18 protein-coding genes are annotated in these 17810 nt (G+C 45.3%); 8 read left to right on the top strand and 10 right to left on the bottom strand.

The window, feature by feature from the left end:
• Positions 1–38: 38 nt before the first annotated feature.
• On the top strand, positions 39–1217 hold the full coding sequence (locus QL234_RS16700; protein ID WP_281558954.1) for a cupin domain-containing protein: 1179 nt from the start codon (positions 39–41) through the stop codon (positions 1215–1217).
• Positions 1218–1464: 247 nt separating this feature from the next.
• On the opposite strand, the gene QL234_RS16695 is transcribed toward QL234_RS16700, so the two are convergent.
• On the bottom strand, positions 1465–3057 hold the full coding sequence (locus tag QL234_RS16695; RefSeq protein WP_281558953.1) for a S8 family serine peptidase: 1593 nt from the start codon (positions 3055–3057) through the stop codon (positions 1465–1467).
• A gap of 786 nt (positions 3058–3843) precedes the next feature.
• Positions 3844–5421 carry a S8 family serine peptidase gene (locus QL234_RS16690; RefSeq protein ID WP_281558952.1) on the bottom strand — a complete coding sequence of 526 codons (1578 nt, stop codon included), beginning with the start codon at positions 5419–5421 and terminating at the stop codon, positions 3844–3846.
• A gap of 445 nt (positions 5422–5866) precedes the next feature.
• On the opposite strand from QL234_RS16690, the gene rsuA reads away from it, so the two are divergent.
• Positions 5867–6562, top strand: a complete 696-nt coding sequence (rsuA, locus tag QL234_RS16685; protein WP_281558951.1) for a 16S rRNA pseudouridine(516) synthase RsuA — start codon at positions 5867–5869, stop codon at positions 6560–6562.
• A 66-nt stretch (positions 6563–6628) separates the two neighbouring features.
• Here rsuA and QL234_RS16680 read toward each other — a convergent pair whose 3' ends face one another.
• The 3 genes from QL234_RS16680 to QL234_RS16670 all read right to left on the bottom strand — a co-directional run bounded on the left by QL234_RS16680 (position 6629) and on the right by QL234_RS16670 (position 8552).
• Complete coding sequence (locus QL234_RS16680; protein ID WP_281558950.1) at positions 6629–7252, bottom strand: PEP-CTERM sorting domain-containing protein; 624 nt, start codon at positions 7250–7252, stop codon at positions 6629–6631.
• A gap of 72 nt (positions 7253–7324) precedes the next feature.
• Positions 7325–7843, bottom strand: coding sequence for a hypothetical protein (locus QL234_RS16675; protein WP_281558949.1), 519 nt, complete (start codon positions 7841–7843; stop codon positions 7325–7327).
• 427 nt (positions 7844–8270) lie between these two features.
• A complete protein-coding gene (locus QL234_RS16670; RefSeq protein WP_281558948.1) occupies positions 8271–8552 on the bottom strand; it encodes a hypothetical protein in 282 nt (93 codons plus the stop codon).
• A gap of 537 nt (positions 8553–9089) precedes the next feature.
• Between QL234_RS16670 and QL234_RS16665 the strand changes: the two genes are divergently transcribed.
• The 5 genes from QL234_RS16665 (at position 9090) to QL234_RS16645 (ending at position 12725) form a co-directional block, all read left to right on the top strand.
• Complete coding sequence (locus tag QL234_RS16665; protein WP_281558947.1) at positions 9090–10361, top strand: dipeptidase; 1272 nt, start codon at positions 9090–9092, stop codon at positions 10359–10361.
• Between the two features lie 251 nt (positions 10362–10612).
• Positions 10613–10777, top strand: a complete 165-nt coding sequence (locus QL234_RS16660; protein ID WP_281558946.1) for a hypothetical protein — start codon at positions 10613–10615, stop codon at positions 10775–10777.
• 531 nt (positions 10778–11308) lie between these two features.
• A complete protein-coding gene (locus tag QL234_RS16655; protein ID WP_281558945.1) occupies positions 11309–11464 on the top strand; it encodes a hypothetical protein in 156 nt (51 codons plus the stop codon).
• Between the two features lie 36 nt (positions 11465–11500).
• Complete coding sequence (locus QL234_RS16650; protein WP_281558944.1) at positions 11501–11671, top strand: hypothetical protein; 171 nt, start codon at positions 11501–11503, stop codon at positions 11669–11671.
• 748 nt (positions 11672–12419) lie between these two features.
• Positions 12420–12725, top strand: coding sequence for a hypothetical protein (locus tag QL234_RS16645; protein ID WP_281558943.1), 306 nt, complete (start codon positions 12420–12422; stop codon positions 12723–12725).
• 55 nt (positions 12726–12780) lie between these two features.
• Here QL234_RS16645 and QL234_RS16640 read toward each other — a convergent pair whose 3' ends face one another.
• From QL234_RS16640 to QL234_RS16620, 5 genes are all read right to left on the bottom strand, one after another.
• A complete protein-coding gene (locus tag QL234_RS16640) occupies positions 12781–14826 on the bottom strand; it encodes a tetratricopeptide repeat protein (RefSeq protein ID WP_281558942.1) in 2046 nt (681 codons plus the stop codon).
• Positions 14827–15096: 270 nt separating this feature from the next.
• Positions 15097–15624, bottom strand: coding sequence for a flavodoxin FldA (gene fldA, locus QL234_RS16635; protein ID WP_044836303.1), 528 nt, complete (start codon positions 15622–15624; stop codon positions 15097–15099).
• A 28-nt stretch (positions 15625–15652) separates the two neighbouring features.
• Entirely contained in the window at positions 15653–15934 is a 282-nt protein-coding gene (gene ybfE, locus QL234_RS16630) for a LexA regulated protein (RefSeq protein ID WP_281558941.1), read from the bottom strand.
• A 10-nt stretch (positions 15935–15944) separates the two neighbouring features.
• Positions 15945–16166 (bottom strand): DUF2788 domain-containing protein, encoded by a 222-nt coding sequence (locus QL234_RS16625; RefSeq protein WP_044836305.1) that lies wholly within the window; start codon positions 16164–16166, stop codon positions 15945–15947.
• 57 nt (positions 16167–16223) lie between these two features.
• Entirely contained in the window at positions 16224–16988 is a 765-nt protein-coding gene (locus QL234_RS16620) for an alpha/beta fold hydrolase (RefSeq protein WP_281558940.1), read from the bottom strand.
• A 181-nt stretch (positions 16989–17169) separates the two neighbouring features.
• Between QL234_RS16620 and seqA the strand changes: the two genes are divergently transcribed.
• Positions 17170–17805 (top strand): replication initiation negative regulator SeqA, encoded by a 636-nt coding sequence (seqA, locus tag QL234_RS16615; RefSeq protein ID WP_281558939.1) that lies wholly within the window; start codon positions 17170–17172, stop codon positions 17803–17805.
• Positions 17806–17810: the final 5 nt, after the last annotated feature.

Below are 17810 nucleotides of genomic sequence, written 5' to 3'. Positions count from 1 at the left end.
GGGAGCAGGTAAAGGTTAAAGCGTTAACAGGGGTTATTATGTATCAATTACAATTATCAGATCTCACCAAGAAAGAATTCCTGAGAGATTACTGGCAAAAAAAACCTGTGGTCATTACCCGGGGGTTTAGCGATTTCCAGGATCCTTTATCGGCGGATGAACTGGCGGGCTTGGCCACCATGGATCAGGTTGAGTCGCGTCTGATCTCCCTGGTTGACGGGCAATGGCAGGCGGAATTTGGTCCGTTTCAGTCATTTGAGCATTTAGGAGAGAAAAACTGGTCACTGGTGGTACAGGCGGTGGATCATTTTTGCGAGCCGGCGGCAGCGCTGATTGAGCCGTTCCGCTTTATTCCCAACTGGCGCCTGGACGATCTTATGGTGAGCTTTGCCACCCCGGGCGGCGGTGTTGGCCCTCATATCGATCTTTATGATGTCTTTATTTGCCAGGGCTCAGGTAAGCGCCACTGGCGGGTGGGGGACAGGGGGAATCACAGGGAGTTTGCCGCCCATGAAGCCTTGTTGCATGTCGATCCCTTCGAGGCCATCATTGATGTTGAGCTTAACCCCGGAGATATTTTATATATTCCCCCGGGCTTTCCCCATGAAGGCATTACGCTGGAGACTTCTTTAAGTTTTTCCGTCGGTTTTCGCACCCAATCCCGGGTAAGCTTATTTAGTGCCCTGGCGGATCATTTAATCGATCAGGATAGCGCCAATGAGCTGATTGAAGATGCCGGGCGGTCATTTTGTGAAGCGCCGGGAGAGATCAATGATGCGGATTTAGATTTAATCAAAGAGCAGTTTACTCATGTATTGGCGGATGAAGCTTTGATGCGCGACTTTATCGGCGGTCATCTTAGCCAGGCAAAACATGAGCTGGATCGCTGTGAAGAAGAACTTGGCGGTTATACCCAGGGAGATGTCGCCCAGATTTTAGTTGCGGGTGCTGATCCGGTGCAGCAAGGGGGCTATAGTTTGCAAAGATTAGGAGGCTTAAGGGCTTTTTATTTCAGCGATATCCTAAACCGCGGCATATGTTATATCAATGGCGAGCCAATTTTGTTTGATGTCACCATAGCGCCGATGGTTAAGCTGCTTTGTGATCAGGTGACTTTATCACCGCAGCAGTTGGCTCCCTGGCGTGAAAACAGCGCTTTTATAGATTTTCTCACCGAACAGGTTAATGCCGGTTACTGGTATTTTGCCCAAGTGTAACGGTGACAGATCACAGGCTTTATGTGCCAAGCCTCCTGGCTTAGTTCTTAAGCCATGATAGGTTCAATTGTGTTTGGGGGATTTCCCTGGCTCGGTGTTGTTTTTGTTGGAAAAGTGGCTAAATTCTTTCTTTTATATAGAAAAGCCCTGAGGGAAGTCAGGGCTTTGACTGCTGTAATTTCAGTCTATTGTTATATCCAGGCTTAACTGTCATTCCTTGAATGTTTAGCCTGTTACGCGATAGTGCTTAGTTACCTGTCCAATCTAAAGTTACACCGCTAAAGGTCGAGTAGGCCTTAATGCCGATATGCCAGGTACCTGCACCCGGATTAGAGAAGGTACAAACCTCATCATTACCATTGAGGTAAGGACGACAATCGTAGCTACCAAACCAGCCGGAAGTCGGCTCGCTGCCTTCTTTTACATAAAGATCGGCATCACCGCTGCCGCCGGAAATCTTGATGGTCATAGAGCTGATGCCTGCCGGCACGTCGATGCTGTGACGGAACCAGTTATTTCTGCTCTCACCAATACCTGAGATACTGCCTTCCAGATCACCCGGAGGTGGTGGTGGAGGAGGAGTAGTACCACAGCCGTCGTTGGTCAGTGCATCGTGTGCAGCTTTGGCTTGAACAATACCGTAGCCGTAATAGTTATCGCGGCCGGAAGAACCTTTGTCTTTGGCGGTGTTATTTAAAGCATCACGAATTTGAGATGCAGTACAGGTAGGGTGGTTACTCCATACCAGGGCGGCGACACCTGAAACGTGCGGTGTTGCCATGGAAGTACCGCTCCAGCTGGCATAGCCGTTGCCGGTAATAGTGGAGTTGACAGCCACACCCGGTGCAGAGATTTCTACCTGGTTGTTGTATTGTGAAAATGAAGCAATATTTTCACTGCTGTCGACGGCGCCAACTGACATAACAGAATCATAGGAAGCCGGGTAAGACTTAGTGCTGTTACCGTCGTTACCGGCGGCGGCGATAGATAATACGCCGTTATTAAGGGCCGAGGCAAAAGCATTCGACTCAGAAGTCATGCTGGCGCCGCCACCTAAACTCATGCTGATAACGCTGGCACCAGCGGCTTCACATTGTGAAATGGCAGCGATTAAGTCAGAGCCGTAAGCCCAGTTGCCGGAATTGTTAAAGACCTTGACAATATGTAAGCCGACATCACCGCTTGGGTTAACGCCAACTACGCCAACACCGTTGCCGCCTAACGCGGCAATAGTCCCGGCAACGTGGCTACCGTGACCATGGCCGTCGTCATACCAGTTTCCGGTATCGTTACCGTTGCCGTCGTTGTCGTCACCGGTCACGTTTGAACTTCTTAAATCTTCATGGTTGCGGTTATAGCCGGTATCAACGATACACACTTTCTGGTTGGCTGCGGCAGCATCGCTGACCTGATCTGCCTGTACCATAGTAATGCCGTACGGAGTAGACTCTGCCATGATGTTGACATCATCAAGTAGATAACGTGGCTGATCCACTTCTACCATCTCAACCTGGTCGTTATTTAATAAATTGGCGACATCGGAAGGATTGATTTCAATGGCAACACCATTGATACGGTCTAAGGTGCGTATGGTTTTTGCGCCATAAGTTTGCATTAAACTCATTACTGCAGCTGGGGATACCTTACCGTCAGACATTACGCTGGCGGTATTTTTGAAGGTGACCACATAACGGTTATTGATTACCGTTTGCTTAATGTCGCCCGGGCCGTTAAATGTGGCCTCGGCTGCGACAGTGCCGTTAATGGATCCTAAAACGGCAATGGCTACTGCTCCTAAGGTAAATCCTTTTGCTAGTCCTTTAATATGCTTGTTCATCATTCTCTCAACTCGTAATAATTAGTAAATGAGTAGCTGCCTTAGTCCTTTATCTCCATGAAGGGCGGCTACAGCGATATCAGGTTGAATAAGTTATTATTGTGTGAGCCTGTTGATCTGGCTCCTATTTCATTACTCACACCGATATAAACTAAGTACTGGCTTGTTGCACTCAGGCGCACGCTTAATTGCGTAATAGCTGTTCTAAAATCACTTAGTAATTAAAAAAGGTAGTCGAGAAAATGAGAAGATCAAATTATTTTTACTATTTTCGAACTTGGTGTTCACAAGTTAAACAAATTTGTTACATAGTGGTACTGTAAGAGAAGTTATTAAGTTATTGTTTTTAATTGCTTATATCTTTTGTTTGGCGCAGATTTATTCAGCTTGAAAGCATAAGAATTATTTTCATAAAAAAGCATAAAAATAATTTTCAGTTGGTAAAAAGTAGTGATTTTTTAAGAAAAAGCAAAGCTATATTTCAGCCAACTTTCAATAACTTGTCTGGTTTTTATCGCTTGCGGGTTCTGAGCTGTAAATAATTGTTATCCACAAGCATTGTTTGCAGCTGGTATTCACTGGTAAATGTGCAGGCTTGTTTATCTGTGTAAGGCGGTAAGGTTTTTGGGTGTTTTGCCTTTATTAAGGCAGGGGGCTAACAGTCAGGAACTTAGTCAGGGGTAAAGGTAAGCAAGTCCTGAAATAAACCGTAAAAAAGGCAGCCCCGATCACTCAGGGCTGCCTCATCATTGCCAGTATACTATTGGCGTTGTTAAACCGTGTAAGCTGTTATTGATAATTCCAGCTTAAGGTTACACCGCTATAGGCTGAATAGGCTCTGACACCGATATGCCAGGTACCTGCTCCCGGGTTGGAGAAAGTACACACCTCGTCATTACCGTATTCATACGGACGACAATCCCAGCGGGAAGTGGTAGGTCTGCTGCCTTCGTTGACATACAAATCAGCATCGCCAGTACCGCCTGAAATGGTTACCGTTAATGAACTTACGCCTGCCGGCATATCAAAGGAGAAACGCTTCCAGCCGGTATTCCTAGACAGGTTCTCATGGGTTTCGCCATCGCCGTCTGGCGGCTCAACGATAGGACCACCGACATCACAACCTTCTGCACTGATGGCATCGACAGCGGCTTTGGCCTGGACAATACCGTAACCATAACTGGTATCGCGTCCGGAAGCGCCTTTGTCTTTCGCCGTCATATTCAGGGCATTACGAATTTGTGCTGCGGTACAGCTAGGGTGGTGACTCCATACTAATGCCGCGACACCGGAAACATGCGGTGTTGCCATGGAAGTACCGCTCCAGCTGGCATAAGTGTCGCCCGGCAGGGTAGAGTTGACGCTCACACCCGGGGCGGCAATTTCTACCTGGCTGTTGTATTGTGAGAATGAAGCTTTGTTTTCACTGCTGTCAACGGCAGCGACCGACATGACCGCGTCATAAGAGGCCGGGTATGACATAGTGCTGTTACCGTCGTTACCGGCAGCGGCGATGGATAAAACGCCGTTATTCAGTGCCGATTGAAAGGCATTGGCTTCAGAGTTCATGCTGGCGCCGCCGCCTAAACTCATGCTGATAACACTGGCGCCGGCGGCTTCACATTGTGAAATCGCAGCGATCAAATCAGAGCCATAAGCCCAGTTGCCGGAGTCATTAAAGACTTTAACAATATGCAGGCCCAGCTGACCGCTAGGGTTAACACCGACCACACCGGTATTATTGCCGCCTAATGCGGCAATGGTACCGGCAACATGGCTGCCGTGGCCATGACCGTCGTTATGCCAGTTGCCGGTATCGTTGCCGTTACCGTCATTATCGTCCCCGGTGACACCCGAACTGATTAAGTCTTCATGGCCGAGATCATAACCGGTATCGACGATACACACTTTTTGACTGCCCGTGGCAGCATCGCTAACCTGATCTGCCTGTACCATAGTAATGCCGTATGGGGTGGACTCGGCCAATACACGAGGGGTATCGAGGATGTAGCGGGGCTGATCCACTTCCACCATTTCAATTTGATCGTTATTTAATAAATTAGCGACAGCCGATTGATTCATTTCAATGGCGACACCATTGATCCTGTCTAAGGTACGTACGGTTTTTGCACCATAGCTTTCCATTAAGCTTTTTGCCCCGGCTGCAGACATTTTACCGCCGGACATAATAGTGGCGGTATTTTTGAAAGTAACCACATAACGTTCATTGACTACCGCCGGTTTGATATCGCCGGGGCCGTTAAAGGTGGCTTCTGCTGCTACGCTGGTGTTGATTGATGCTAAAACTGCAACGCTGATTGCTCCAAGGGTAAATCCTTTCGCTAGTCCTTTAATATTTTTATTCATGTTTTTCTCAATAGTTAGTGATTAAAAACTCAATAACCGCCTTAATCCTTTATCTCCTTTGTGGCGGTTACGGTGACACTAAGTACTGGCTGTTGAAGTAATAAGGGGAGGCTTATTTTTCAGCAGGTGCTCGAAAATCACTTAGTAACTAAAAAAGGTAGTCGAGAAAATTAACAGGTCAAATTTTTATTTTCACGTGTTGCGCACTTTTTGTTCACAAAATATACAATTTTATTACATTAAAAAAATTGGATGTTTAGCTAAGTCCTTCTTATGAACTGATTTTCTTTGATCTGGATCAGGTTATTGGTTGTCGGTGAAAATATTTGAAAAAAAGTGAAAAATATCCTGCTTTAGCAAAAAACAGCCCGGGGAAATTTAAAAATTAACCGTCAGATTCTGTATAATGGCCTCTTTTTGTCACCACTGAACAACATTAAAGAATATGCGCCTGGATAAATATATTTGTAAAAGTACCGAACTTACGAGAAATGAAGCGAAAAAGCTGTTAAAAACCGGTTTGGTGACGGTTAATGATGAGGTGGTTAAAAATGGCGCTTTGCAGCTGAGCGACACTTGCCAGGTCGCCGTTGAAGGCCAGTTATTAAGCAAACGCTCTGCCCGCTATATTATGATGTTTAAGCCGCTTGATACCATATGCTCTAATGTTGATGAAGTGCATCCGTCGGTGCTGCATTTTCTTGATGTCGACAAAGCTTTTGACCTGCATATTGCCGGTCGCCTGGATGTTGATACTACAGGTTTGGTGTTGATCACCGATGACGGCCAGTGGTCGCACCAAATTACTTCCCCCCGTAAAGCCTGTCAGAAACGATATCGGGTATGGCTGGATGAACCTGTTGCTCCGTCTGTTACCGAAGCATTCGCTCGCGGTGTACAGCTTAAAGGTGAGTCAACGCTTACTCAACCGGCGCAATTGGAAGTGATCAATGAACGGGAAGTATTGCTGACGATAATGGAAGGAAAGTACCACCAGGTAAAACGCATGTTTGCCGCGGTTGGCAACCATGTGGTGGGCCTGCACCGGGAAAAAATTGGCGAAATCACCCTGGATGAGCAACTTGAGCCGGGTCAGTGGCGTTATCTGACCGAGCAGGAAGTCGCTTCGGTGCGCCGGTAAAATGCAGCATAAGCGGCCCGGAAATAATATAAACGGCCCGGAAATGATGCCGGGCCGCTTAAGTGATTAAGCGTCTTTCTTTTTACGGGATAAAGCAAAACCTGCCAGCCCCAATCCAAATAAGGCTAAAGAGCCCGGCTCGGGTACCGAGGAAGAGAGTTCACCGGTAAAGCCGATATTATTAAAATCGACCTGGCCATTGTCGCCACTTAATACTGCATTGACATATTGTACATTGGACGGGAACGACAGGGCATAGTTTTCTGCGGTCAGGGCTGTGCTACCCAGGGCCGGCATGACGTTTAGCAGGCTGCCGACCAGGTTGTGACCGGCATCAAAGAAATTAAAATCAATGTTATCGACGTCAAAATCTTCGCCAAAGTAATTCCAAAAATGTAAAGTGGTCAGGTTATATTCCATGCCAAAGTCGAAATCGAGCTCTAGGACGCCGCCGCTGACCCAGACATGGGTGTTTTGGGGATCATGGTTTTCGATGGCGTCGGCTGACGGGGCATCTATGATACTGGCCAGGGAATCTGCAGTGCTGCGGTTGGCAAAAGGCTCTGCTGCCATACTGCTGCCCAGTGAAACCGAGATATTTTCATGGTTCAGATAAATAGGGGTTGCACCGGCAGCTTTGCAAAGGCCTGCTAATACTAAGGTTAAGGTGGTTAATTTGAACTTGTTCATATCTACTCCGTGATTATTGTTGTTATTTAAGTTGTGTTCGCATTTTTGCCAGAAAGTTATTTGGCTGTATTATTAAGCTTTATTAATGACTTGTTCCTGTTCTTTTGTTATCCGGGCGCTGTGCTCTTGCCTGGTGGTCTGTTTTGCGGCTTCTTCGGTTATTTCATCTATTTGCTGTTGTAAGGCCGCCAGTTGCTCGGCTTTTTGCTCGTCGGTTAAGTTTTTATTTGCGGCAACCTTCTGCATTTGCTCTTCGAGTTCTTCCAGTTTCTCCCTGTCTACCCCGGTACGCTGGTCCAGGGTGCCCTGAATGGCTTTTTCCATAAAGTCTTCACGGCTGACCTTGGCCGGTGACATCGCTTGTCTGCTGCGCTCGACGGCCTGGTTGCTGGCCAGGGCCTGATATCTGTCCACCGGATCCTGCTGATGAGTTTGTCCCTGGGCGGCGGCAATGGCGGCAGGGGAGATAGTGACACTGGTATTTTGGCCCTGATGGTTATCCGCCTGGTTTGCATCGGATAACTTTTGATATTGATTGCCGGTATTAAGGCGGGTAGCCGGGGCATATAAATTTAATCCGTTAATATTCATAAGCGTTGTCCTGATGGAGTTGTTGCTGTTCCTATTATTTGCTTACGTTACTTACGTTACTTACGTTATATAAAGGAAAGGCAACAATCAGGCCAAAGCGTTTATCCGGCTATTTAAGGCTTTCTGACGGCTTACCCTTTGAAATCTTTTGAAATTGTGGCTATATTTTGCCGTTTTTTTGCCTGACTTTTGTGGCAAGGGGCAAGTTTATGCCGGGAGGGAAATGTTATTGTCGGGTTTTGTTTGCAATTAGTGTTGCTGTTAATTATTCACTGGGGTATGAAAAGTTCAGCTATACGGGGGTTATCAGGACATCAGGGTTGCATTTAATATCGGGCGGGTCACTGACATAGCTGAAACTATTATCGCCGTAGACTCGCCCGTCTTTTGCTCCGTTTAAACCTTACTTAATCTTACGTAGTTAACATTACTTCTTGCGGTTAAGCACTCTCCAGCACGCTTGCATCTCGCCTATTTTCTCCCGATAGCCGATAACCTGATATTTGAGCCAATAGCACAGGTGCCTGATACCTTCACTGGTGTGCTCCGTGATGCATTCGGGCTCGCGGGTAACCGCTGCAAATGCATCGAACAGGAAGGCGCATTCTTCGCTGAATTTGCTAAAGTCGTCAGCAAGGTTGACAAAATCGCTCGACAGCTGTTCCCTTTTGATTGCATCCTCCGTGAGTGGTAGGTTTGATTCAGACATGACAGCTTCCTCCCTTGTTAGTTAACGGCGTATAGTTGCTGGCATAAGCTGCGGGTGGCTGCCTGACGGTGGGGGTTGGTATATTTTCTGTTAAACTTTCTGTTAGGTAAGCTTTAACCGATTGAAACTCTGGCATATCATTAGGATTAGCCATGATAGATACCTCTGTTTATCTGTTGTGGTTAGCTGTCTCTGAGTGTGGTCGCACTTAGGGGCAGCGCTTGGTTTATCTGTTGGTTCTCTTCTTTAAACACCTCCGTTGACGGGGAATTCACCTGTTAGTGATAGTACAAAATACCGGAAAAATCTCCCTGGGTTGGCATTTAATGTTGATGTCAATTGCCTGCACTGTATTGATAGCAGTACGAAAATGTCAACTTTATGAAATTTATGAATAAAAACAGAGATTGATGAGCTGTTACGGGCAGCAACAGTCAACGCAAACATAGCCTGTTATCGTCAGGGGAACAGGGCTTTTGACATTCCTGTTGGATAAAGGCAAAGTAAGGCCAACTCAAATTATCTAAGTTATTGTCTATGAAAACTTTATCTAAAAATAAACGTAAGCACCTGGCCGGTAAGGTGCTGTTGACCTCTGCGGTAATGGCATTCACCCTCAGCGGCTGTCAAAGTCAGCACAGTACAGAGGCAAAAAATCAGCAAGCTTCGGCAAAGTTGGCGCATATGGAGCAGGCCCGCGCGATTGCCAAGAAGTACCTGATCACCGATACCCATATTGATGTGCCTTACCGTCTTGAAGAAGCCTTTGAAGATGTCAGCGAGCATACCGCGCACGGTGATTTTGATTATCCAAGAGCCGTTGACGGCGGCCTTAATGCGCCTTTTATGTCTATTTATATTCCGGCTGCTTTGGAGCCAAGCGGCGGCAGTAAGGCGATGGCGGATAAGTTGATTGATATGGTTGAAGCCATGGTAAAAGATGCCCCAAACAAGTTTGCCCTGGCATACTCTACCCGGGAGTTGGAGCAAAACTTTGCCCGTGGCGTGATGTCACTCCCGTTGGGTATGGAAAACGGCAGCCCGATTGAAGGGGATTTAGCGAACTTAAAGCACTTTTATGATCGCGGCATTCGCTATATTACCCTGACACATTCGAAAGCGAACCATATTTCCGACTCTTCTTATGACAGTGAACGTCCGGCCGGCGGCTTGACCGATTTTGGTAAAACCCTGGTAACGGAAATGAATAAGCTTGGGGTGATGGTCGATGTTTCTCATATTTCGGATGATGCCTTTTATCAGGTGATGGCCATTTCCAAGGCGCCGGTAATTGCCTCGCACTCGTCGGCACGGCACTTTACCCCGGGGTTTGAGCGCAATATGGATGACGATATGATCAAGGCTCTGGCGAAAAATGGCGGTGTGATCCAGATTAATTTCGGCTCTACTTTCATTTCCCAACCCTCGATAGATAACTACAATGCCTTTAAAAAGGCCAGAGAAGCCTATATGTCGGCTAATCAGCTGACCCAGGACAGCCCTGAAGTTAAAGCTTTCCAGGAAGAATACCGCAAGAAAACGCCTTTTATCTTTGCTACTTTAGATGATGTGCTGGATCACTTTGACCATGTGGTGAAGCTGGTAGGCATAGATCATGTCGGTATCGGCTCTGATTATGACGGTGTCGGTGACAGTTTGCCGGTAGGGCTGAAAGATGTTTCCACTTATCCTAATTTAATTGCCGGTTTATTAAAACGCGGTTACAGCGAGCAGGATATTGTCAAGATCCTTTCCGGTAACCTTATTCGTGTATGGCAGCAGGTGGAAGACTACGCCGCCCGTCATTAATCCTTGTTTTTATAAACGGGGTTGGTAGTAACAGCCCCGTTCATGCCTTACTCTTGTTCCTTTTCTTGGTAACCTCAGTGATCGCTGCTCATGTCTTTTTTGAGCGTATTTTAAACGGTTTTAATTTTTTCATTGCTGTTTGTTGTTTTTTTAATGCATTTTACAGGAGATATTCAAGTTTTTACCGGTACGAGCGAATAGACTTTTATCGTCCAATTGTGGCGTAATCTATTGTAATGAAGGAAGAAAAAATGAAATTAAAACTGAATAAAAAGAAACTGATTAACTTATCTGAGAAAGCTAATCAGCTGGATAATAAAGCGACGCAAAAAGTTGGCGGCGGTAACCAGGAATCGGTAGTAATCGCTTGCCTGACGGGCGGGGATAGAAATTGTAAAACAGTACTATGCCTGTAATTGCAGACAAGACATGAGCGGACGGGCGAAGGCATGCTCAGCTAAAGCATATATTTTCGATAGGGCAATAGCCAATGACTAGATTGGTATACCGTAGTGAAATTTTCTTTAGCGCTAGTTGATCCTAGGGGGAAGCAGGCATTAAACCGACATTGAAGCTCATTGAATAAACGCAGCCCTGGCTGCGTTTTTCTTTTCCTATTTCGGGAGCAAATGGCAGGAAATCTCCTTTATTCATTTGCTGAACAAGCGTTTTATCGCTGATAAAAGCGGAATATCCCTCAATCGTTTCGTCTGAAAGCTGGTTTTTTCAATATAAAGATGATGAGTAAAAGCTCTGACAGCATATAGTGCCTGCCAGTCGTTATTAATTGTTGTTGTGTTGAACATTTACTCTACTTTGTGCTTTTCAGCTCTTATTTACTGTTATTTCAGGTTTTTTACAGGGAGATTTCAAGTTTTTCCGGGCTCGGTCCCATAGACTGTCATTGTCCGGTTTGGACGTATTTGTTGTAGATTAAAGGAAGAAAAATGAAATTAAAGCTAAACAAAAAGAAACTTGTTAACTTATCCGAAAAAGCGGCTCGCCTGGATAATAAAGCCACTCAAAAGGTTGCCGGAGGCGGGGGAGAATTGACAGACCCTACGGCTAAAGATTACTTAATAAGCAGAATGATCTGTTGGTGATAAGCTGAGCCGGGTATTGATTAAAAGGAAGAAAACATGAAATTAAAACTGAATAAAAAGAAACTGATTAATTTATCTGAAAAAGCCGTTCAGTTGGACAATAAAGCCACCCACAAAGTTGGCGGCGGTGCTTTTACTGAAAAAGAGTCTTGCAGAATGTGTCCTACGGGCGGTGATATCAATTGCCCAACGGTACAATGCAATTAATGCATGTTTTGCCGGTAAATAACGCTCAAAAGGGCTGATGCATGATATGCACATAATTTACTTTGACTGGAGACTATAGCGAATGTCAGTATTATTGGCGAGGGCAATAGTAGATATGTCACTGTTTGCAATGCCTTTTCCTTTGATTAAGTAGAGTGGGATCTCTGTTATCAGCCCTATGAAAGTTAATAAAAAACACAGCCTTGGCTGTGTTTTTCATTTTAAGTCTTCGTTTTTACTTATAGGAGCGGTAGCTTTCTTCTTGATTCTCAGCTCTGATGACGAGCGCCATTATTTTCCCCTATCATAAAGCCACCTTAATTTCTTAAATCTGCATTTAGCTTTTTCCTCTCTTGCAACTATAACATCGGGAGCTTTCAATTTAATTACTAATGTCTGATCGCTATGGGAAATGCTGAACATGAACGGCATTTAGTCCGAGTGCTTTATCTGAAAGTTATCATTCTTGAAGCAGGCCTTATGAATAAATAACAGGTTACTTCCTCTGTTTATCTGGCTGATTTTTGCTGGAAGGCGATAACGGCAATAGTAAGAATTTTATCAGTTATTTTACCAATGAAATTTTTGTGAAATTAACTTTAAGTCTTTGAATTTCACAGGTTTGTACTTTGTTCTTATGGTAAGTTTCTAGCTGCTTTTTTACTTTTCGGTGCATCAGTTATTTGGCTTTTGTCCTGGGAAAATAAAGAAGCGCAGTATTAATAATTAATTTTAGAAGGATGAAGTAATGAAAAATAAAATTATCATGATTTTGCTTATGTGTTGGACGTCAATTAGTTGGGCGAAGATGCCAGACGATGGCGATCCTCCTAGTATCAGTAGTTTTTATTATAACGGCGGCTCATTAGTTGTCGGTGAGCAGGTAACACTTCGCTGGTTTTCGCATGGCGCAGACGAGTGCAGGTTAATTGCCGGCGGCAATGTTATGAGCGTTCCGGTGAGCGGCAGCAAAGCTGTTACGGTTACCAGCAGTAATATGACATTTAAACTTGATTGTATGAACCTATACGGTAATGCCGTACGTACTATCTAGGTAGGGAATTTATTTGGCTGATATGACAAGATATCAGCCTTTTTTATTCGAAAAACTATAAACCCGGTGGCATGGTGATACTTGCCAGCTGAAATTCCATTTCTATCTGACGGCAAAGTTCTCTGCCGAGTCTGTCGCATTGGGCTAAAGCCCGCTTTTTCAAAAAATGAATATCACTGCGGTACAGGTAACGGCTTTTGGGATTGATGTTTTCAAGCATCAGCCTTAAGTCCATGAGGTAATCATCATTTCCCCTGTCCGGATAAGCCCCCAGTAAACGGGTTTGATATTCATGTTTTAACACCGAAGCAGAAGCGCGGTAACTGCCGGTTGCCGAGGCGATATTGCTCTCTAATTCATCCCGGGAAAGGATATTATTCCCCAGCGCCTGCTCGACCCTTAGCCGGGTGACTTCCAGTGCGCGCGCTATCAGTAATGCCGGGGTGATCTTATGGGTTTCGATAATCTCAAAGGCCTTGGCGACTATGTTTTTGGCCGCCTGGGTTTCCTGGTTATACAAGCGGGCCCGTGCCAGGAACATCATATATTCCAGGTGGCTGTCATTGCCTTCGCCGTTAATGAGTTTAGAGACTTCCAGTGCGGTCTGTAAATGTTCAATGGCTTTGGGATACTGGCCTATCATTAAATAATGCTCCCCCAGGTTGCCATGGGTTGCCGCCATTTTCGGGTGGTTTTTAGGGAATAACTTGCTACGGATTTGATAGCTGTCCAATAAATATTGCTCACCCCTTTGCCAGTCCTGGTGGAAGAAAATCAGAATGCGGCCTAATTCTTCCATGGCTGCCGCAGTTTTTTCATGCAGGCGGCCCAGTTTTTCTTGATAGATATAGATGGCATCCTGTACCAGGGTGATCTTTTCTTCGCCGTCGAGTAAAAACCAGTTGAGCAGGTAAAGGGCATCGGCAATTTCAATGGCATCGCTGGACAATTCTTCCCGATAAAGGGCCAGGGCCAATCGGGTATGCTGTTCGCCGTCGTTCATGCTCTCCCGGCGCACGCAAAACGGCTCCATGCAATAGAGGTAGCCGCGCCCGGCAAACAAATGGGCTTTGGCCAGCAGCAACTTATTATCCGGATGGTAGTTTTGCGTCAGCTCCAGGGTGTGTCGGGCAACATCGTAGGCTTCCTGTCGGCGGTGCAGTTTGAGCAAGGTATCTATGGTGGTGAATTTTGTTTCCACATATTCGATAGAGTGTTTGCCATAAGCCTGCTCGGTATGCTGCTCGATACGCCCTATGATCACCCTGGCTTCGTTATAATAGCCGCCAAGATAATAGAGCTCGTACAGGGCCTGTTGCATCCCTTGTTTGGTGGTGGCCGGGCCTGAAAATTCGGCTATCTGTATCCGGGATTTATCCAGTACAGACTTAAGCAGGGTTTTATTGTTTTGCGGGGTATTGTAATAGCGAAAGACAGTATCCTGGAAAAATTGCTTTTCCGCCGACAGTGACTTTAAGCGCAGCGATTGATGCTGCTGTTGTGACTGTAGCTGGCTGAACTTAGAGTAGAGCAAAAACAAGGCATATATCAGGATGGCAACCAGCAGCCAGGCGATTCTCCGTGATTTGCAGATGTGCAATTGCCCGGAAAAGGGGCTTTGCCGGGGAAAGGGGATCAGGCGTTGGTTGCTGTGTGGCTTAGCAGACTCAGGTGCTATTTTTTTATCGACAGCAAGTACATCCGCTGCTTGCTTTTCACTATGCGCCGGATTTGGGAAGTTGGCTTCTTCCTGGTATTGGCAAATGTGTGCCGAGAGTTTATAACCTTGTTTGGTGATGGTATAGATCAAGGTTTTAGTGTCATCGGCAAAGCAATTGCGCAGTTCTTTGATGCTTTGTTTCAGTACGTTCTCGCCGACATACTTTCCGGACCATACATGGTCAAAGAAGTATTGTGCGGTGACGACATTGCCCTGACTCAGTATCAGCAGGTTGAGGACTTCTGCGGTTTTAGCCCTGAGTTTGGTTTCCTGTCCTTCCCGGGTGACCACCTGGGTAGCGCTGTTGTAAATCCAGGTATTGTTGATCTGATAGCAGATATCATTTTGCTGTTGCAAAGGTTTATGTGCTGATACTGACATCCATTTCCTTTTTATATTATTAGTATGAGAAGTCGAATCCCCCGATGGTATCACTCTGGTACGATGTCCTGACATTACACGAGATAACGTCTGTTTTTTAACCGGTTTGTTTCGGTTTGATGCTCGTAAAATCAGTGAATTGAAAGGTTTTGTTTTAGAAAGAGAAAGAAGCCAGCGGTTGTTTTTCGGGCGGGCATAAAAAAATCCGCTGGCCAAAGCGAGCGGATTTTCTTATTTTCCCTTAAGCGCCTGGCGCAGGGAGGAGTAACCTTAGTCGGCAAGCTCGGCTAAACACATTTCGTCGTAGATTTGTTTTACCCACTTATCAACGCGCTCTTCGGTTAATTCAGGCTGACGATCTTCATCTATGGTTAAGCCGATAAAGGTATTGTCGTCAATCAAGCCTTTGGAAGCTTCAAATTCGTAACCTTCTGTCGGCCAGTGACCTACCAGGATGGCGCCTTTGGCTTCAACGATATCACGCAGCGGCCCCATGGCGTCACAGAAGTATTCGGCGTAATCTTCCTGATCACCTAAGCCGAAGATGGCGACTAATTTGTCGGTAAAGTCAATTTCTTCTAAATCAGGCAGGAAGTCATCCCAGTCACATTGGTTTTCACCATAGTACCAGGTAGGAATACCTAGAATAAGTAAATCGAATTCTGCTATTTCTTCCTTGGTGCTTTTAGCAATATCCTTCACTTCTACCATTTTTTTACCCAGTTTTTTCTGGATCATTTTGCTAACTGCTTCGGTATTACCGGTATCACTACCGAAGAACAAACCTACGATTGCCATGAAACTCTAACCTTTTACTCAATTAAATTTAATTCTGTGATGACGCTAATGACTTTATCAATAGCGCTTCAATCAACTCGCCCCGGCTCATTTGCTCGGCTTTGGCCCGTTGATCTAATTGTTCAAATAAAGTGTGATGAATTTTAAATTCAACTCGTTTTAAGCCATTACTTCTGTCACGTTTGACTTGATTACGTTTGTTGATCTTGATTTGTACATTACGCGGGAGAGGGTTCGTTTTTGGACGACCCGGGCGTTTTTCATCACTGAACAAATCAATAGTGGTTAAATCTGTTGCTTCTTTTGCCATATTACTTTATTTAGCCAACGCCCTGACTTTCCCAGACAAACTGGATAACGCCTTTGGCGATAAAACCTGCACAACCTAAAAATAAGACAAAATAAACGACATACCGTCCATTCTTAGGCACATTATTTTTTTTCATGACATCATGGATAGATAACCCGATGAAAATAAATATAAAAGCAAAGAATAAATTAAGGCCGACCGCCTCAATTACTTCGAAATATTCCGCTAGCATACTTTTACCCTAAAAAAAACTGGCCGCACTATAGCATACTGACACAAGGCAATCGACTTAACTTTGTAAAAAATCCCCGACTATTTTATTAAAGATGCTGGTTTTTTCAGCATGTAACCAATGTCCCGCCCCCTGAATGATTTTCGCCTGGCTGTTTGGGTATAATTTCTGGATAATTTCCCTGTGCTCGGCGCGGATATAATCAGAGTTGCCTCCTTTAATAAACAGGGTCTTGCCCTGATATTGTCCCTGTCCCAGATAACCCTTCATTATCTGGGGATAACAGGCAGCAATATAATCGAGATTACATTTAAAATGTAATTTTCCGTCTGAAATGGCCAAATTTCTGAGTAAAAATTGACGTACCCCAAGGTTATCGACATAACGGGCCAATTGTTCGTCGGCTTCTTTACGTTTGCTGATGGTCGTCAAATCAATGGACTGTAAACCCTGGATAATGTGCTGGTGATGCGCCGGATAAGCCACCGGGGCTATGTCTGCCACCATAAGCTTTGATACCCGCTCAGGTGATGCCAATGCCACTTCCATGGCAATTTTGCCCCCCATGGAATGTCCCAAAATAGCGGTTTCGCTGATGCCCAGGTGGTCGAGCAGCGCAATGACATCTTGCGCCATGACACTGTATTCCATTTCCTGTTCATGAAAAGAACCGCCGTGGTTGCGGACATCCATGCTGGTGACCCGGTATTGTGGGCTCAGGCCCTTGGCAACCATGTTTAAATTTTCCATCGAACCGAACAGGCCATGGATAAGCAGCACATCAGGACCGGTGCCATTTTGTTGATAATTAACTAACTTCATAATTTCCTCGATTGATTGCTGCAAATTGTGCTTTTTTTTTGCCAAGGTTGCAATTCCCCGGGTAAAGCAGATTAGGTCAAATTTAGTGAAGAAAATTGTAAACTAATCCGATTCCCCTATAGAGACTTGCCTTTAAGGCAAGTATAATCCCGGGGCGATTAAATCTTTTGCAGGGTAGTTAATGAAAAACATAGAGATAGATGAAGAGCTTTATCAATATATTGCCACCAACACACAATTTATTGGTGAAAGTGCCTCATCGATTTTACGGCGTTTATTATCTTTAGAGAGCAGTGAGCAAACGGCTACAGCAGGCAGTGAAGCCAGTGCCGGCAATCAGCAACAAGTAACAGACAGCGCAAAAAATAAAGTTGAAGCTAAGGCCGAAACCAAAACGAAAAAAGCGGATGTGAATGTTAGCGATACCGGCGTTGAAAAAGCGGTTGAGGAAAAACCTCAGCCTGTTGCCATTAACGGCAATGAAACCGTTTTTAATTATATCAATAAAGAAGAACTGGGTATGCAGCGTGGCGCGGTTGGCCGGTTTTTGTTGATTTTAGCGGCGTTATACCGGGTGCATCCGCAGCAGTTTGCTTTGGTGAGAGATATCCGCGGCCGGGATCGTTTGTATTTTTCCGATAACGAGTCAGATCTCAATGCCAGCGGCAGCAGCACTAAACCCAGACAGATCCCGGACAGCCCTTATTGGGTGATCACCAACTCCAATACCACACGTAAGAAAATGATGTTAACGGAAGTTGCCGTTTCTTTAGGTTACGGGGAAAGTGACGCCGAAAAAATTCGCGAATTATTATAATTGCC

It is taken from the genome of Thalassomonas sp. RHCl1, assembly GCF_947387555.1.
GTDB lineage: Bacteria > Pseudomonadota > Gammaproteobacteria > Enterobacterales > Alteromonadaceae > Thalassomonas.
This window is presented reverse-complemented; position numbering and strand designations above follow the sequence as displayed.

What these genes read in the sequence shown, in the direction of transcription:
- QL234_RS16650 (WP_281558944.1), top strand. Translation starts at nt 11,501, where the DNA reads ATGAAATTAAAACTGAATAAAAAGAAACTGATTAATTTATCTGAAAAA.
- QL234_RS16620 (WP_281558940.1), bottom strand. Translation starts at nt 16,988, where the DNA reads ATGAAGTTAGTTAATTATCAACAAAATGGCACCGGTCCTGATGTGCTG.
- QL234_RS16680 (WP_281558950.1), bottom strand. Translation starts at nt 7,252, where the DNA reads ATGAACAAGTTCAAATTAACCACCTTAACCTTAGTATTAGCAGGCCTT.
- QL234_RS16675 (WP_281558949.1), bottom strand. Translation starts at nt 7,843, where the DNA reads ATGAATATTAACGGATTAAATTTATATGCCCCGGCTACCCGCCTTAAT.
- ybfE (WP_281558941.1), bottom strand. Translation starts at nt 15,934, where the DNA reads ATGGCAAAAGAAGCAACAGATTTAACCACTATTGATTTGTTCAGTGAT.
- fldA (WP_044836303.1), bottom strand. Translation starts at nt 15,624, where the DNA reads ATGGCAATCGTAGGTTTGTTCTTCGGTAGTGATACCGGTAATACCGAA.
- QL234_RS16645 (WP_281558943.1), top strand. Translation starts at nt 12,420, where the DNA reads ATGAAAAATAAAATTATCATGATTTTGCTTATGTGTTGGACGTCAATT.
- QL234_RS16660 (WP_281558946.1), top strand. Translation starts at nt 10,613, where the DNA reads ATGAAATTAAAACTGAATAAAAAGAAACTGATTAACTTATCTGAGAAA.
- QL234_RS16695 (WP_281558953.1), bottom strand. Translation starts at nt 3,057, where the DNA reads ATGATGAACAAGCATATTAAAGGACTAGCAAAAGGATTTACCTTAGGA.
- QL234_RS16665 (WP_281558947.1), top strand. Translation starts at nt 9,090, where the DNA reads ATGAAAACTTTATCTAAAAATAAACGTAAGCACCTGGCCGGTAAGGTG.
- QL234_RS16670 (WP_281558948.1), bottom strand. Translation starts at nt 8,552, where the DNA reads ATGTCTGAATCAAACCTACCACTCACGGAGGATGCAATCAAAAGGGAA.
- QL234_RS16640 (WP_281558942.1), bottom strand. Translation starts at nt 14,826, where the DNA reads ATGTCAGTATCAGCACATAAACCTTTGCAACAGCAAAATGATATCTGC.
- QL234_RS16655 (WP_281558945.1), top strand. Translation starts at nt 11,309, where the DNA reads ATGAAATTAAAGCTAAACAAAAAGAAACTTGTTAACTTATCCGAAAAA.
- QL234_RS16625 (WP_044836305.1), bottom strand. Translation starts at nt 16,166, where the DNA reads ATGCTAGCGGAATATTTCGAAGTAATTGAGGCGGTCGGCCTTAATTTA.
- seqA (WP_281558939.1), top strand. Translation starts at nt 17,170, where the DNA reads ATGAAAAACATAGAGATAGATGAAGAGCTTTATCAATATATTGCCACC.
- QL234_RS16690 (WP_281558952.1), bottom strand. Translation starts at nt 5,421, where the DNA reads ATGAATAAAAATATTAAAGGACTAGCGAAAGGATTTACCCTTGGAGCA.
- QL234_RS16700 (WP_281558954.1), top strand. Translation starts at nt 39, where the DNA reads ATGTATCAATTACAATTATCAGATCTCACCAAGAAAGAATTCCTGAGA.
- rsuA (WP_281558951.1), top strand. Translation starts at nt 5,867, where the DNA reads ATGCGCCTGGATAAATATATTTGTAAAAGTACCGAACTTACGAGAAAT.